Origin of the sequence: Pseudomonas sp. NPDC089547 (genome assembly GCF_050280665.1) — a bacterium.
Lineage (GTDB): Bacteria > Pseudomonadota > Gammaproteobacteria > Pseudomonadales > Pseudomonadaceae > Aquipseudomonas.
This window is the reverse complement of record NZ_JBNNVS010000017.1, coordinates 14,348-28,898: the sequence shown is the minus strand read 5'-3', so window position 1 is coordinate 28,898 and position 14,551 is coordinate 14,348. Positions and strand designations below refer to the sequence as shown.

Below are 14,551 nucleotides of genomic sequence, written 5' to 3'. Positions count from 1 at the left end.
GTGGGAGCGGGCATGCCCGCGAAGAGGCCGGCGCTTACAACACAACTCTCAAGCATTGCCCCGCGTGGTACAGCGAGAAGCCGGACTCATAGAACGCGGTGCGCAGCGAAGGCGCGCTCACACCATTCATCGGCGAGAACGGTATCGGCAGGCTATCAGCCTCGCCCTTCAGCAGGAATTCGGCAAACGCCCGGCCAATCACGGTACCGGTGGTATTACCCCGCCCGTTGTACCCGGTCACCGCCACCAGCCCCGGTGCAGGCTCGAACAGGCGCATCAGGTGGTCAGGGGTGAAGTCGATGCAGCCGGTCCAGTGCATCTCCCACTCGACCTTGCCCAGCTCCGGGTAGTAGTGGCTCTGGATCCGGTCGGCCCAGCTGCGCACGAACCACGCCGGCTTGTTGTCGACCCGGCCCAGGCTGCCGAGCAGCAGGCGGCCCTGGTCGTCGCGGCGGATGCTGCTGAGCACGGTACGGGTGTCCCACGAGCCTTGGCCGTGTGGCAGCACCTTGTCGGCCGCAGCGCCCTGTAGCGGCTTGGACGCCACTTGGTAGTAATAACCGCGGAAGAACTGCTTCTGCAGGTTGCTCCAGTCGCCTTCGGTGTAGGCGCCTGTGGAAATCACCACCTTGTCGGCGCGCACCGAACCGCGTGCGGTCTTCACCCGCCAGGCATCGCCATCACGCTCCAGGCCTTCGACCGAAGACTGCTGGAACAGCTTGCCGCCCAGGCGTGCCACGGCAGCAGCCAGGCCCTGGGTGTAGCCCATGGGGTTGATGGTGCCGGCGCGGCGGTCGAGCAGCGCGGCGGAAATCTTGTTGGTACCGCAGTATTCCTGGCACTGGGCGCCGGTCAGCAGCTCGACGTCGGCACCACGGCGGCGCCATTGTTCGTGCCGGGCTTCGAGGTCGGCGATGCCGGTGGCGTTGTGCGCCATGTGCAGCGTGCCTTTGTGCTGGGCCTGGCAGTCGATGCCCAGGCGCTCGATCATGGCGAACACTTCCGCCGGGGCTTCGCCGAGCACCTTGTTCAGGCGGCTGCCCTGCTTCTGGCCGAGGGTGGCCTCGACGTCGTCGGGGCGGATCCAGGTGCCGGCGTTGACCAGGCCAACGTTGCGCCCGGAGCCGCCGTGGCCGATCTTCCAGGCCTCCAGCAGGATCACCGACTTGCCCTGTTCGAGCAGGTGGATGGCCGCCGACAGGCCGGTAATACCGCCACCGATCACGCAGACATCGGCCTTGTGCTCACCGGCCAGGGCCTGGGCGGCAACGGTCGGTTTGCTGACGAATTCCCACAAGCATTCTTGACGCAGTTCGGACATGGCCCGGCTCCAGCAATTTGTTCTTGTTGGGGCTGCCTTGCAGCCCATTCGCGGGCACGCCCGCTCCCACAGGGACCACACAGACCTCAAAGGCAGTGGAGATCCTGTGGGAGCGGGCGTGCCCGCGAACCGGGGGCGAGGCCCCCGGCCATGCAGCATCAATCGGTCAGTCGAACACAATACCCTGCGCCAGCGGCAGCTCGCGCGAGTAGTTCACGGTGTTGGTCTGGCGACGCATGTAGCCTTTCCACGCATCCGAACCCGACTCACGACCACCGCCAGTTTCTTTCTCGCCACCAAACGCACCGCCGATCTCGGCGCCGCTGGTGCCGATGTTGACGTTGGCGATGCCGCAGTCGCTGCCCGAGGCACTCTGGAAGCGCTCGGCCTCACGGATGTCGGTAGTGAAGATGCACGACGACAGACCTTGTGGCACTTCGTTGTTCAGGCGCAGCGCCTCTTCGAAGTCGTCGTAGGCCAGCACGTACAGGATCGGGGCGAAGGTTTCATGGCGCACCACGTCGCTCTGCGCGGGCATTTCGGCAATGGCTGGCGACACGTAGTAGGCGTTCGGGTACTGGTCGGCCAGCTGACGCTCGCCACCAAACACCTGGCCACCTTCGTCGCGGGCCTTGGCCAGCGCGCCCTGCATGGCGTCGAACGACAGCTTGTCGATCAGCGGGCCTACCAGGTTGTCCTTGCGTGGGTCGCCGATACGCACTTTGCCGTAGGCCGCTTTGACGCGGGCAACCACCTCGTCCTTGATCGAGCGGTGCACGATCAGGCGGCGCAGGGTGGTGCAACGCTGGCCAGCAGTACCGACAGCCGAGAACAGGATGCCGCGCACGGCCAGGTCCAGGTCGGCACTCGGGGCCAGGATCATGGCGTTGTTGCCGCCCAGTTCGAGGATGCTGCGGCCGAAACGGGCAGCCACACGTGGGCCGACTTCGCGGCCCATGCGGGTGCTGCCGGTGGCGCTGACCAGCGGTACGCGCGGGTCATCGACCATGGCTTCGCCAGCTTCACGGCCGCCGATGACCAGTTGTGCCAGGCCAGCCGGGGCGTCACCGAAGGCTTTAAGGGCTTTTTCGAACAGTGCCTGGCAAGCCAGTGCGGTCAGCGGGGTCTTTTCGGACGGCTTCCACACCACCGAGTTACCGGCCACCAGGGCCAGGGCGGTGTTCCAGGCCCAGACGGCGACCGGGAAGTTGAAGGCGCTGATCACGCCGACCACGCCCAGCGGGTGCCAGGTTTCACGCATGTGGTGGCCCGGGCGCTCGGAGGCGATGGTCAGGCCGTACAGCTGGCGCGACAGGCCAACGGCGAAGTCGCAGATGTCGATCATTTCCTGCACTTCGCCCAGGCCTTCCTGGGTGATCTTGCCGGCTTCGATCGATACCAGCTCGCCCAGGTCGGCCTTGTGCTCACGCAGCACTTCGCCAAACAGGCGCACCAGCTCGCCACGGCGCGGGGCCGGTACAGTGCGCCAGGCTTCGAAGGCGCTTTGGGCCTGGTCGATACGGGCGATGGTCTCGGCTTTGCCGAGCAGTTTCACCGAGGCGATCTGGCTGCCGTCGATCGGCGTGTGAACAGGGTAGTCGCCCTGGGTGTAAGCCTCGGCGGCAACGCCAAGGCGCTCGAGCAATCCAGCAACCATTTGTGCATCTCCTACATCGGGTGATGGGGTGGAAAAATGATGTGGATCAGTATTAATCCGATCACATAGGTACAACAAACGACCTTTATTCCGCATATCATTCCGTCAGGTAATGATTTGAGCCGCAGAGACCGCTATGTCCAAACGCCTGGTGCCTTCCATGACCGCGCTGCAATGCTTTGAGGCTGCAGCCCGCCACTTGAGCTTCACCCGTGCCGCCGAAGAACTGCACCTGACCCAGAGCGCGGTCAGCAAGCAGGTGGCGCAGCTTGAAGACATGCTGCGCCACCACCTGTTCCTGCGCATCCGCCGGCGCCTGCAACTGACGCCGGCCGGTAGCCTGTACCTGGCCGAGGTCAACAAGATCCTCACCCAGGTGGACATGTCCAGCCGCTACGTACTCACCTACGGCGAGCAGACCGAGATATTGAAGGTAGCCACTCAACCGAGTTTTGGCGTGCGCTGGTTGATCCCGCACCTGAAGGGTTTTGGCAAACGTCACAGCAACATCCACCTGGACATCCGCAACGAGATGGAGCCGTTTGCCCTGTTGCAGGGCTCGGCGGACGTGGTGTTCTTCTATGGCCAGGGGACCTGGCCTGGGGCTACCTGCGTGGAGCTGTTCCGCGAAGAGGTGGTGCCGGTGTGCGCGCCGGAGCTGCTGGCAGGGCGTGAGCTAGGCGGGGCCGAGGAACTGGCCGATCTGGTGCTGCTGCAGAGCACGTCGCGGCCGGAGGCCTGGCATGAGTGGTTCCTGGAGCAGGACCTGCAAAGCGTCAGCGCCTACCACGGGCCGCGCTTCGATACGTTCTATATGGCGTTGAGTGCGGCGCAGGCCGGGTGTGGGGTGGCGTTGGTGCCGCGTTATCTGGCGGCGAAGGAGTTGGCCGAGGGGAGTTTGGTGGTGCCTTGGAACCATGCGATGCGCAGCGCCGGGGCGCATTACCTGGCGTATGCCGAGCATGCGGCGGAGGTGCCCAAGGTGAGGGCGTTGGTGGAATGGATTCACGAGCAGTTGCAGGCTTGAGATTGCCGGGGCCGCGGTGCGGCCCTTTCGCGACACAAGGCCGCTCCTACAAAAGCAACGCGGTCCCCTGTAGGAGCGGCCTTGTGTCGCGAAAGGGCTGCAAAGCAGCCCCAATGGCCCTTGAGGTCGATCAAAAAAGGAATGACACACTCACTTTTTTTCGCTTGTGAGCCAAGTGCATTCCCAGCTTTCATGTAAGCGTCCGAACCCAACCAGGAAGCTAGCGATGCCCGCCCACGATTTCGTCAGCCCAGACAGCATTCGCGCGCAGTTCTCTGCCGCCATGTCGCTCATGTACAAACAGGAAGTGCCGCTGTACGGCACGCTGCTGGAGCTGGTGAGCGAAATCAACCAGCAGGTCATGGCCCAGCAGCCCAAGGTTGCCGAGGCCCTGCGCTGGACCGGCGAAATCGAACGCCTCGACCACGAACGCCATGGCGCCATCCGCGTCGGCACTGCCGAAGAACTGGCCACCATCGCCCGCCTGTTCGCGGTAATGGGCATGCAGCCAGTCGGCTACTACGACCTCAGCTCCGCTGGCGTACCGGTGCATTCCACCGCCTTCCGCGCCGTGCACGAGCAATCGCTGCACATCAGCCCGTTCCGGGTGTTCACCTCGCTGCTGCGCCTGGAACTGATCGACAACCTGCAACTGCGCGAGCTGGCCCAGAGCATCCTGGCCAAGCGCCAGATCTTCACCAGCCGTGCCCTCGAACTGATCGCCCAATGCGAGCGCGATGGCGGCCTGAACGCGGCAGATGCCGAGGCGTTCGTGCACGAAGCACTGCACACGTTCCGCTGGCACCACGATGCCACTGTCACCGCCGAGCAGTACCAGCAGTTGCACGACCAGCACCGCCTGATCGCCGACGTGGTGGCCTTCAAGGGCCCGCATATCAACCACCTGACCCCGCGCACCCTGGACATCGATGCAATCCAGCTCGGCATGCCGGCCAAAGGCATCCCGCCGAAGGCTGTGGTCGAAGGCCCGCCCACCCGCCGCCACCCGATCCTGCTGCGCCAGACCAGCTTCAAGGCCTTGCAGGAAAAAGTCGCGTTCAGCGACCAGCAAGGCAGCGAAGGCAGCCATACCGCGCGCTTTGGCGAGATCGAACAACGTGGCGCGGCCCTGACGCCGAAAGGTCGCCAGCTGTACGACAAGCTGCTCGACGCCACCCGCGCTGCCTTGGGTGGCGCACCGGCCGAGGCAAATGCCGAGCGTTACATGGCGCTGCTGAAAGACACCTTTGCCGAATTCCCGGATGACCTGGCGCAGATGCGTGAGCAGGGCCTGGCGTACTTCCGTTACTTCGCCACCGAAAAAGGCCTGGCTGCTCGTGACCAGGAAGGCCGCCCGACTACCCTGCAAGGGCTGATCGAAGCTGGCCATGTGCACTTCGAGACGTTGGTATACGAGGATTTCCTGCCGGTGAGCGCGGCGGGGATCTTCCAGTCCAACCTGGGCGACGATGCGCAGGCCGAGTACGGCAGCAATGCCAACCGCGATGCGTTTGAAGTGGCGCTGGGGCTGCAGGTGCAGGATGAGCTGGCGCTGTATGCGCAGAGCGAGCGGCGTTCGTTACAGGCATGTGCCCAGGCGTTGAACCTGGGTTCGATGTAAGGCTGGATATCGCCAGGGGCGCTTTGCGCCCCATTCGCGGGCATGCCCGCTCCCACAGGGACAGCGCAAGCCTGGGCCTTGAGGTGATCCTGTGGGAGCGGGCGTGCCCGCGAATGGGCCGCAGGGCGGCCCCCTGCGGTATCAGCGAAAACGATCGACTTCCTGCCGTAACTGCGCCGCCAGCCCTTCCAGCTCTCGCGCAGTAAAGGCCAGCTCATTGGCCACCTCGCGCTGCTCGCCGTTGGCCTGGGCAATGCTCTGCAAATTACGGCTAAGCACAGTCGCAGTACTGCTCTGCTCCTGAGTCGCCGTGCTGATCACCGCAAACTGCTCACCCGCCGCACGGCTTTGCTCGTCGATACGCGCCAGCGCCTCTGCCACCTTGTCGTTACGCTCCAGGCCGTCCTGCATCAGCTGGTTACCTTGCTCCAGCGTAGTGATGGCGTGCCCGGTCTGCTGCTGGATGCTGGTGATCATGCCGGAGATTTCATCCGTAGCCTGGCGGGTTCGCGCCGCCAGCCCACGCACCTCATCAGCCACCACCGCAAAGCCACGCCCCTGTTCACCGGCGCGGGCAGCCTCGATGGCAGCATTCAACGCCAGCAGGTTGGTCTGTTCGGCGATCGCGGTAATGACGCTGATGATGCCGCCGATTTCTTGCGAACGTGCGCCCAGGTTGTCCATCACCGTGGCAGTGCCGCCGAGGGCGTCGGCAATCTGCTTCAGCGAGCGCGATGCCTCGTCCATGGCGTTGCGGCCGATGCGGGTCTGCTGGGCGTTGTCACGGGCCATGCGCTCGGTGCCCGCCATGTTGTCGGCGATGTTCATCGAGGTGGCGCTGAACTCCTCCACCGCACCGGCCATGCTGGTGATTTCGCCGGACTGCTGGTCCATGCCCTCGCAGGCGCCAGCAGACAGGCCGGACAGCGAACGGGCGCGGGTGCTGACCTGCTCGGATGCGCTGCGGATGTGCTCGACCATGGTCGACAGTGCCTCGCCCATCTTGTTGAAGCTGCGCGCCAGCTGGCCGATTTCGTCATGGCTGGTCACGTTCAGCCGTGCGTTCAGGTTACCTGCCCCAAGCGCTTCGGCCTGCCGCACCAGCTCGTCCAGCGGCCGCAACTTGCGCCTCAACAGCCACAGCGTGGCAGCCACGGCCAGGACCATGGCCAGCAAGCTGCCGATGGCCAGGCGCAGGCCGACGCTCCAGGTTACCTCGCGAATTTCCTCCATTGGCATGCTCGCAACCACCGTCCAGGGGCCTTCGGCAAAGGGTGCAGTGGCACTGTACAACTGCTGCTCGGCATTGGCCGGCGGTACCAGCCATTGGCCTTTTTCGTCCTGAAGGGCCAACGAACCCGTCTGGCCGATGCGGAAGCGCTTGAGGTTGGCGAACTGCGCGTTCTGCGCGTCGGTGTAGTCGAAGCCGACGAACAGCACGGCGATCACCCGGCCATTGCTGTCGCTCACTGGCACATAACGGGTCATGTAGTTGCGCTCGAACAGCACCGCGCGGCCAACGTACATCTGCCCGGCCAGCAGCTTGAGGTAGGCCGGGTGCTGGCGATCGAGTTGGGTGCCGATGGCGCGGCTGCCGTCCTGCTTTTTCAGGTTGGTGCTGATGCGCACGAAGTCGTCACCGCTACGCACGAACAACGTGGCAATCCCGGCGGTCATCTGCTGGAATTCGTCAACCTGCTGGAAGTCGTTGTTCAGCAAGTGGTCGCCCAGGTACAAGGCCGGTGTCGCCTGGCCAGCGACCTGCACGGTCTCGCCGGCATGCAGCGACAGGCCTGAAGCGAAGCGGCGCTCGAACAGGCCGCTGAGGCGCTGGGTATTGTCCTTGAGCGAGCCGTGGAACGTGTCGAGCTGGTCGGCCAGCAAGCGCGCTTCGCTGGCCAGGTGGGCCTGGCGCGTGGCGAGGTTGGCATCGTCCAGCGAACGCAGGGCAAACAGGGTACTGCCGGAAATCACCAGCGCCAGCACGATGGCGAGGGCGACACCGAGCTGCGAGGCGATGCGGGCACGCGGTTGAGACATGGGGAAGCTCCAGGCAAGAGGCCGGGATCGTCCTGATCACGCTGACCGCCCGCTTCTGATTGACGGGGAGCGCGCCCTCTTCCGGGACGCTGGTGCCAGTAAATCGGCGTCGCGGCCGAATACTTGAGTGTCGGGCCGGGGTATACGCAAACGTTTTCTATCGCCTGTTCCGGCCCTTTCGCGGGCACGCCCGCTCCCACAGTTACTGCGCCACTCCAGAGCCTGCGGTAATCCTGTGGGAGCGGGCGAGCCCGCGAAGAGGCCGGCACAAGCAATCAAAGGGGCGGCAGGATTTCCACATCGGGCAGATCCATCGCCGCCACCTCCTGCTCAAGAAAGGCACTCAACCGCCGCAACCGCTCCCCTCCGCGCCGAGTACGCGGCCACACCAGGTAATAATCCATGCCGCTGGGCACCGCCGTCGGCCAAGGCAGGCTCAGGCGCTTCTGCGCCACATCCTCGGCCACCATCAGCAAATCGCCCATGGAAATCCCGTAGCCACGCGCCGCCGCAATCATGCCCAGCTCCAGGGTATCGAACACCTGCCCGCCCTTGAGCGACACCTTGTCACTCAGGCCCATGCGCTCCAGCCATTCGCGCCAGTCGCGCTTGTCCACGGTGGGGTGCAGCAGCTCGATGCCGGCCAGCCGGCACACGTCCCAAGGCTCTTCGTCGAGCAGGTCCGGCGCACCAACCGGGATCAGCAGTTCCGGAAACAACTTGCGCACCTCCCAGTCCGCCGGGAACACCCCGTCGCTGAGCAACACCGCACAATCGAACGGTTCCTGGTTGAAGTCCACATGGTCGACGTCCATCCAGGCGCTGGTCAGTTGCACCTCGTTGCCCGGCTGCAAGTGGCGAAAGCGGCTCAGGCACGCCAGCAACCAGCGCATGGTCAGGGTCGAAGGCGCCTTCATGCGCAGGATGTCGTCTTCACCACACAAGGTTTCGCAGGCCCGCTCGAACGCGGCGAAGCCCTCACGCACCCCCGGCAGCAACACCCGACCGGCTTCGGTCAACTGCAGGCTGCGCCCACTGCGCACGAACAGGCGGCAGGCAAAATGCTCTTCCAGGGTACGGATGTGCCGGCTGATAGCGCTTTGGGTGATCGACAGCTCTTCGCCGGCTCGGGTGAAGGAACTGAGCCGTGCGGCAGCTTCAAATGCGCGCAAGGCATACAGCGGTGGTAGCTGGCGTGGCATCAGGCACCTGCAATATGGGCGTGAGAGGCGAATCATCAAGGAGCAAATATGCATGAGTTCAACTCATGCCAACTATCGCATTTATCCTTTTGTGCAAACTTGACCGAAGCCTCAGAATCGCGCTTCGTTCATCAGCTCAGGAACAAGGACTGCCCATGCACGTCGCGCCCACTACCGAACTCAAGGCTTTGCTGCGCCTGGCCGGGCCGCTGATTGCCTCGCAGTTGGCGCACATGCTGATGGTACTGACCGACACCCTGATGATGGCCCGTATCAGCCCGCAGGCCTTGGCTGGTGGCGGTTTGGGCGCGGCCAGCTATTCGTTCGTGTCGATCTTCTGCCTGGGCGTGATCGCCGCGGTCGGCACCCTGGTGGCAATCCGCAAAGGCGCCAACGATATCGAAGGGGCCACCCGCCTGGCACAGAACGGCCTTTGGCTGGCCTGGGGCCTGGCGCTGTTCGCGGCGCTGGTGCTGTGGAACCTTGAGCCGGTACTGCTGCTGTTCGGGCAACAGCCCGAAAACGTGGCCTCGGCCGCCGAATTCCTTACCCTGCTGCCGCTGGCACTACCCGGCTACCTGACCTTCATGGCCTTGCGCGGCTTCACCAGCGCGCTGGGCCGCTCGACCCCGGTAATGGTGATCAGCCTGGTCGGCACGGTGCTGAACTATCTGTTCAACGTGGCGCTGATCGAAGGCATGTTCGGCCTGCCCAAGCTGGGCCTGATGGGCATCGGCCTGGTCACTGCGGTGGTGTCGATGGGCATGGCCGTCGCCCTGGCGCTGTATATCCGCTGGCACCCGGCCTATGCCGCCTACCCCTTGCGCAAGGGCCTGTCGCGCCCATCGCTGCCGGCCCTGCGTGAGCTGTGGCGGCTGGGCCTGCCGATTGGCGGTACCTATATGGTGGAGGTGGGCCTGTTCGCCTTTGCCGCCCTGTGCATGGGGGTACTGGGCAGTACCGAATTGGCGGCGCACCAGATCGCTTTGCAGATCGTGTCCACGGCGTTCATGGTACCGACTGGCTTGTCGTATGCGGTGACCATGCGCGTGGGGCTGTACTACGGCGCCGGTAACCTGCTGGCGGCGCGCAGCGCCGGGCGGGTAGGCATCGGCTTCGGGGCGATGATCATGTTTGCCTTTGCGGCGCTGTTCCTGCTGCTGCCAGAAGCGCTGGTGGGGCTGTTCATCGACCGGAATGACCCTGGCTTTGCAGCCATCTACCAACTGGCGGTGCAATTGTTGATGGTGGCAGCATGGTTCGAACTGTTCGATGGCATGCAGACCATTGCCATGGGCTCCATACGCGGGCTGAAGGACGCCAAGACCACCTTCCTGATCGGGCTGTGCTGCTATTGGCTGGTGGGGGCGCCGAGTGCCTGGCTGTTCGCGTTCAACCTGGGCGGTGGGGCGGTCGGGATCTGGTGGGGGTTGGCGCTGGGGCTGGCGTGTGCGGCGGTGGCGCTGACCTTTGGTTTTGAGTGGCGGATGAAGCGGTTGATGATGAAGGCAGTTTCACCTGACAGGTCTGCGGTGTCTGTTTGATTGCCGGGGCTGCTTTGCAGCCCATCGCGACGCAAGGCCGCTCCTACAGGTCATGCGGTCCCTTGTAGGAGCGGCCTTGTGTCGCGATCGGAGGGCGAAGCCCTCCCCTACGATGTCACAGGCTAACCAGCTTCGGCCTGCTGCAATTGAGCAAGAACTCCATCAGCTCATCCACCGGCAACGGCTTGCTGACCAGAAAACCCTGCACCTGGTCGCACCCAAACCCTCGCAACAATGCCAACTGCTCTTCACTCTCAACGCCCTCGGCCACAACCTCCAGGTTAAGGTTGTGCGCCAGGTTGATCATGGCGTGCACCAGCTTGCGGTTTTCCTCGCGCATTTCCATTTCGGCCACAAAGCTGCGGTCTACCTTGAGCAAGGTGATCGGCAGGCTGTTGAGGTGCACGAACGAGGAAAACCCGGTGCCGAAATCGTCAAGCGAGAAGCGCACGCCCAGGCGGCCCAGGGCGTCCATGGTCTGGCGCACCACCTCGTTGCGGCGCATTACTGCCGTTTCGGTCAGCTCGAACTCCAGCCAGCGGGCATCCACGCCATGCTCAAGGATCAGGCGGCTCAGGGTGGCCAGCAACTGGCTGTCCTGAAACTGACGGAAGCTCAGGTTGACGGCCATGTGCAGCGGCTCAAGGCCCCGCTCGCACAGCGCCTGCATGTCACGCAGGGCCCGTGAGATGACCCAGTAACCCAGCGGTACGATCAAGCCGCTCTGCTCGGCCAGGGGCACGAACTCGCTGGGCGGCAGCAGCCCGCGCTCTGCATGGCGCCAGCGCACCAGCGCCTCGAGGCCAACGATGCGCCCGTCGGCCAGGTCAAGCCGCGGCTGATAGTGCAGCTCCAGCTCGTCGCGGCGCAGGGCGCGGCGCAGTTCGCTTTCCAGGTCGGCCAGGCTGCGAGCGTTGCGGTTGATACGTTCATTGAACACATGGAAGGTGCAGCCCTGGCTGCCCTTGGCCTGGCGCATGGCGATATGCGCGTGCCACATCAGCGGGTCGGCACCACCTTGGGCGCGGGCATGGGCCAGGCCCAGGCTGCAGCCCAGTAGCAGGCTTTCGCCGTCGATCCAGTAGGGCTCGGCCAGGGCCTCGACGATGCGCTCGGCAATCCATTCGGCACGGTTGGCGTCGCGACGGGTGTCGATCAACAGGGCAAACTCGTCGCTGCCCAGGCGCGCCAGCTGGTCGCCCGCCTCAAGCTGGTTTTGCAACCGCGACACCACTTGCAGGATCAGCCGGTCGCCGCTCTGGTGGCCGAGGGCATCGTTGACGTGGCGGAAGTTGTCCAGGTCCAGGTGGCCCAGGGCAACACCACGGCCCTCGTTTTCGGCCAGGCGTGCGGTAAGCAAGGCCTGGAAGCCCTGGCGGTTGGCGATGCCTGTCAGTGGGTCTTGTTCGGCCAGGCGTTGCAAGGTGGCCACCAGCACACCACGCTCGCGCACATGGCGCAGCGAGCGGCGCAAGGCATCGGCATTGAGCTGGTCGCGTACCAGCCAGTCGCTGACGGCAGTGGGCGCCACCTCGGGCTCGTGGTCGAGCAACAGGATGGTCGGCAGGTCGCAGCGCCCTGGCACCGGCTGCCGGGCCGGAGTTGCCAGCACGACTGCCTGGCGGTCATGGCTGAACAGGCTGTCGACTGCGTCCCAGTTGGGGGCGGTCAGCAACACGGCGCTGCCGCTCAGGGCAGGCATGCAAGCGTGCAACAAGGCGGCCCATTCCGGCTCATCAGCCAACAGCAGCAAACGCAAAGGTTCGACAGGCGTGGACAAGCGGACTCCTTAGGGCTTCACGGTGCAACGATAACTGGCGGGTATGCTACTGCATTTAATGAAAATGATTTTCACTTTTATACATGTTTTTACGGGCGTAGCTTCCCGACGTATTTTGTCGTGCATCCTGCTCGAAACGAGCCGAAGCGGCAAATATGATTTTTTCAGGTACTAGGATTAGTAACACTAATAGTAGGCCGGACAAAAGTCTGACTCAGACGTCAGACGGTCGCGCCACAACGGTCCCATGCCTGTTAGAATGCGCGGCTATTTTCTGGCGACCCCGGTTTCTAGCATGTCCCGACTCAACCCCCGGCAGCAGGAAGCCCGTGACTACGTCGGCGGCCCTCTTTTGGTGCTCGCTGGTGCAGGTTCGGGCAAGACCAGCGTGATCACGCGCAAGATTGCCCACCTGATCCAGAACTGCGGCATCCGTGCCCAGTACATCGTGGCGATGACCTTTACCAACAAGGCCGCGCGCGAGATGAAGGAGCGGGTCGGCACGCTGCTGCGCCCGGGAGAGGGCCGCGGGCTAACGGTGTGCACCTTCCACAACCTGGGCCTGAACATCATCCGCAAGGAGCACGAGCGCCTGGGCTACAAGCCGGGCTTCTCGATCTTCGACGAGTCCGACATCAAGGCGTTGCTGTCGGACATCATGCAGAAGGAATACTCCGGCGACGACGGCATCGACGAGATCAAGAACATGATCGGTGCCTGGAAGAACGACCTGATCCTGCCGCCCGAAGCACTGGAAAAGGCGCGCAACCCGCGCGAGCAGACCGCCGCCATCGTCTACACCCACTACCAGCGCACGCTCAAGGCGTTCAACGCGGTGGACTTCGACGACCTGATCCTGCAGCCGGTCAAGCTGTTCCAGGAGCACCCCGAGGTGCTGGAGCGGTGGCAGAACCGCGTGCGCTACCTGTTGGTGGACGAATACCAGGACACCAACGCCAGCCAGTACTTGCTGGTGAAGATGCTGATCGGCATGCGCAACCAGTTCACCGTGGTGGGCGACGACGACCAGTCGATCTACGCCTGGCGGGGTGCCCGGCCCGAGAACCTGATGCTGCTCAAGGAGGACTACCCCTCCCTGAAGATCGTCATGCTTGAGCAGAACTACCGCTCCACCAGCCGCATCCTGCGCTGCGCCAACGTACTGATCGCCAACAACCCGCACGCGTTCGAGAAGCAACTGTGGAGCGAGATGGGCGTGGGCGACGAGATTCGCGTTATCCGCTGCAAGAACGAGGAAGCCGAGGCCGAACGCGTGGCCATGGAAATCCTCACCTTGCACCTGCGCACCAACCGCCCGTACAGCGACTTCTCCATTCTTTACCGCGGCAACTACCAGGCCAAGCTGATCGAACTGAAGCTGCAGCACCACCAGGTGCCGTATCGCCTGTCGGGCGGCAACAGCTTCTTCGGACGCCAGGAGGTCAAGGACCTGATGGCCTACCTGCGCCTGCTGGTGAACCCGGACGATGACAACGCCTACCTGCGCGTAATCAACGTGCCCCGCCGCGAAATCGGCTCTACCACCCTGGAAAAGCTCGGCAACTATTCCACCGAGCGGGGTATTTCCATGTACGCCGCCAGCGAGGAGCTGGGCCTGGGCGAGCACCTGGACGCCCGCTATACCGAGCGCTTGCAGCGCTTCAAGCACTGGCTGGACGGCGTGCGCCACAAGGTTGCCCTGGAAGACCCGATTGCCGCGCTGCACGAGATGATCCGCGACATCGATTACGAGAACTGGATTCGCCAGCAGACCGCCAGCGACAAGGCCGCCGAGTTCCGCATCAGCAACGTCTGGTTCCTGGTCGAAGCGCTGAAGAACACCCTCGAAAAGGATGAAGAGGGTGACATGACCATCGAGGACGCCATCGGCAAGCTGGTGCTGCGCGACATGCTCGAGCGCCAGCAGGAAGAGGAAGAAAACGCCGAAGGCGTGCAGATGATGACCCTGCACGCCTCAAAGGGCCTGGAATTCCCCTACGTGTTCATCATGGGCATGGAAGAAGAAATCCTCCCGCACCGCTCCAGCATCGAGGCCGACACCATCGAAGAGGAACGCCGCCTGGCTTATGTGGGCATCACCCGCGCACGCCAGACCCTGGCCTTCACCTTCGCCGCCAAGCGCAAGCAGTACGGTGAAATCATCGACTGCACGCCCAGCCGGTTCCTCGACGAACTGCCACCGGATGACCTGGCCTGGGAGGGCCTGGACGATGCGCCGGTCGAGGTAAAGGCCGCCCGCGGCAACAACGCCCTGGCCGATATCCGGGCAATGCTCAAACGCTGATCAACCATTACTCTTTAATTCTGCCGCTTTTAGCGGCCACCTTTGTTACATCGA

The 14,551-nt window shown here is 63.8% G+C and carries 9 protein-coding genes and 1 pseudogene; 4 read left to right on the top strand and 6 right to left on the bottom strand.

Features of this window, described 5'->3' with window-relative positions:
* Positions 1 to 34: 34 nt before the first annotated feature.
* Together amaA and amaB are read right to left on the bottom strand one after the other, a co-directional pair.
* A complete protein-coding gene (gene amaA / locus ACQKPZ_RS13985) occupies positions 35 to 1,321 on the bottom strand; it encodes an L-pipecolate oxidase (RefSeq protein ID WP_391130745.1) in 1,287 nt (428 codons plus the stop codon).
* A gap of 166 nt (positions 1,322 to 1,487) precedes the next feature.
* Positions 1,488 to 2,978: an L-piperidine-6-carboxylate dehydrogenase gene (amaB, locus tag ACQKPZ_RS13980; protein ID WP_016712672.1), complete on the bottom strand. Its 1,491-nt coding sequence runs from the start codon at positions 2,976 to 2,978 to the stop codon at positions 1,488 to 1,490.
* A 136-nt stretch (positions 2,979 to 3,114) separates the two neighbouring features.
* Here amaB and ACQKPZ_RS13975 point away from each other — a divergent pair, with 136 nt between their 5' ends.
* Both ACQKPZ_RS13975 and hglS read left to right on the top strand, forming a co-directional pair.
* The gene (locus ACQKPZ_RS13975) at positions 3,115 to 4,005 is read left to right on the top strand and encodes a LysR family transcriptional regulator (protein WP_427538955.1); all 891 of its coding nucleotides are present in this window, start codon (positions 3,115 to 3,117) and stop codon (positions 4,003 to 4,005) included.
* Positions 4,006 to 4,231: 226 nt separating this feature from the next.
* A complete protein-coding gene (gene hglS / locus ACQKPZ_RS13970) occupies positions 4,232 to 5,626 on the top strand; it encodes a 2-oxoadipate dioxygenase/decarboxylase HglS (protein WP_427538952.1) in 1,395 nt (464 codons plus the stop codon).
* A gap of 141 nt (positions 5,627 to 5,767) precedes the next feature.
* On the opposite strand, the gene ACQKPZ_RS13965 is transcribed toward hglS, so the two are convergent.
* The 3 genes and pseudogenes from ACQKPZ_RS13965 to ACQKPZ_RS13955 form a co-directional block, all read right to left on the bottom strand.
* Positions 5,768 to 6,490: a methyl-accepting chemotaxis protein gene (locus ACQKPZ_RS13965; RefSeq protein WP_427539107.1), complete on the bottom strand. Its 723-nt coding sequence runs from the start codon at positions 6,488 to 6,490 to the stop codon at positions 5,768 to 5,770.
* A gap of 132 nt (positions 6,491 to 6,622) precedes the next feature.
* Positions 6,623 to 7,666 (bottom strand): annotated as a pseudogene (locus ACQKPZ_RS13960) (Cache 3/Cache 2 fusion domain-containing protein); the annotation flags it as partial.
* Between the two features lie 275 nt (positions 7,667 to 7,941).
* Positions 7,942 to 8,868 (bottom strand): LysR substrate-binding domain-containing protein, encoded by a 927-nt coding sequence (locus ACQKPZ_RS13955; RefSeq protein ID WP_391130754.1) that lies wholly within the window; start codon positions 8,866 to 8,868, stop codon positions 7,942 to 7,944.
* Between the two features lie 155 nt (positions 8,869 to 9,023).
* Here ACQKPZ_RS13955 and ACQKPZ_RS13950 point away from each other — a divergent pair, with 155 nt between their 5' ends.
* Positions 9,024 to 10,412, top strand: a complete 1,389-nt coding sequence (locus tag ACQKPZ_RS13950) for a NorM family multidrug efflux MATE transporter (RefSeq protein ID WP_427538950.1) — start codon at positions 9,024 to 9,026, stop codon at positions 10,410 to 10,412.
* A 115-nt stretch (positions 10,413 to 10,527) separates the two neighbouring features.
* On the opposite strand, the gene ACQKPZ_RS13945 is transcribed toward ACQKPZ_RS13950, so the two are convergent.
* Entirely contained in the window at positions 10,528 to 12,192 is a 1,665-nt protein-coding gene (locus ACQKPZ_RS13945) for a putative bifunctional diguanylate cyclase/phosphodiesterase (protein ID WP_427538947.1), read from the bottom strand.
* Positions 12,193 to 12,487: 295 nt separating this feature from the next.
* Here ACQKPZ_RS13945 and rep point away from each other — a divergent pair, with 295 nt between their 5' ends.
* The gene (gene rep / locus ACQKPZ_RS13940) at positions 12,488 to 14,497 is read left to right on the top strand and encodes a DNA helicase Rep (RefSeq protein ID WP_427538944.1); all 2,010 of its coding nucleotides are present in this window, start codon (positions 12,488 to 12,490) and stop codon (positions 14,495 to 14,497) included.
* The last annotated feature ends 54 nt before the right edge of the window (positions 14,498 to 14,551 follow it).

What these genes read in the sequence shown, in the direction of transcription:
- ACQKPZ_RS13955 (WP_391130754.1), bottom strand. Translation starts at nt 8,868, where the DNA reads ATGCCACGCCAGCTACCACCGCTGTATGCCTTGCGCGCATTTGAAGCT.
- amaA (WP_391130745.1), bottom strand. Translation starts at nt 1,321, where the DNA reads ATGTCCGAACTGCGTCAAGAATGCTTGTGGGAATTCGTCAGCAAACCG.
- rep (WP_427538944.1), top strand. Translation starts at nt 12,488, where the DNA reads ATGTCCCGACTCAACCCCCGGCAGCAGGAAGCCCGTGACTACGTCGGC.
- ACQKPZ_RS13975 (WP_427538955.1), top strand. Translation starts at nt 3,115, where the DNA reads ATGTCCAAACGCCTGGTGCCTTCCATGACCGCGCTGCAATGCTTTGAG.
- ACQKPZ_RS13965 (WP_427539107.1), bottom strand. Translation starts at nt 6,490, where the DNA reads ATGGCCGGTGCGGTGGAGGAGTTCAGCGCCACCTCGATGAACATCGCC.
- hglS (WP_427538952.1), top strand. Translation starts at nt 4,232, where the DNA reads ATGCCCGCCCACGATTTCGTCAGCCCAGACAGCATTCGCGCGCAGTTC.
- amaB (WP_016712672.1), bottom strand. Translation starts at nt 2,978, where the DNA reads ATGGTTGCTGGATTGCTCGAGCGCCTTGGCGTTGCCGCCGAGGCTTAC.
- ACQKPZ_RS13950 (WP_427538950.1), top strand. Translation starts at nt 9,024, where the DNA reads ATGCACGTCGCGCCCACTACCGAACTCAAGGCTTTGCTGCGCCTGGCC.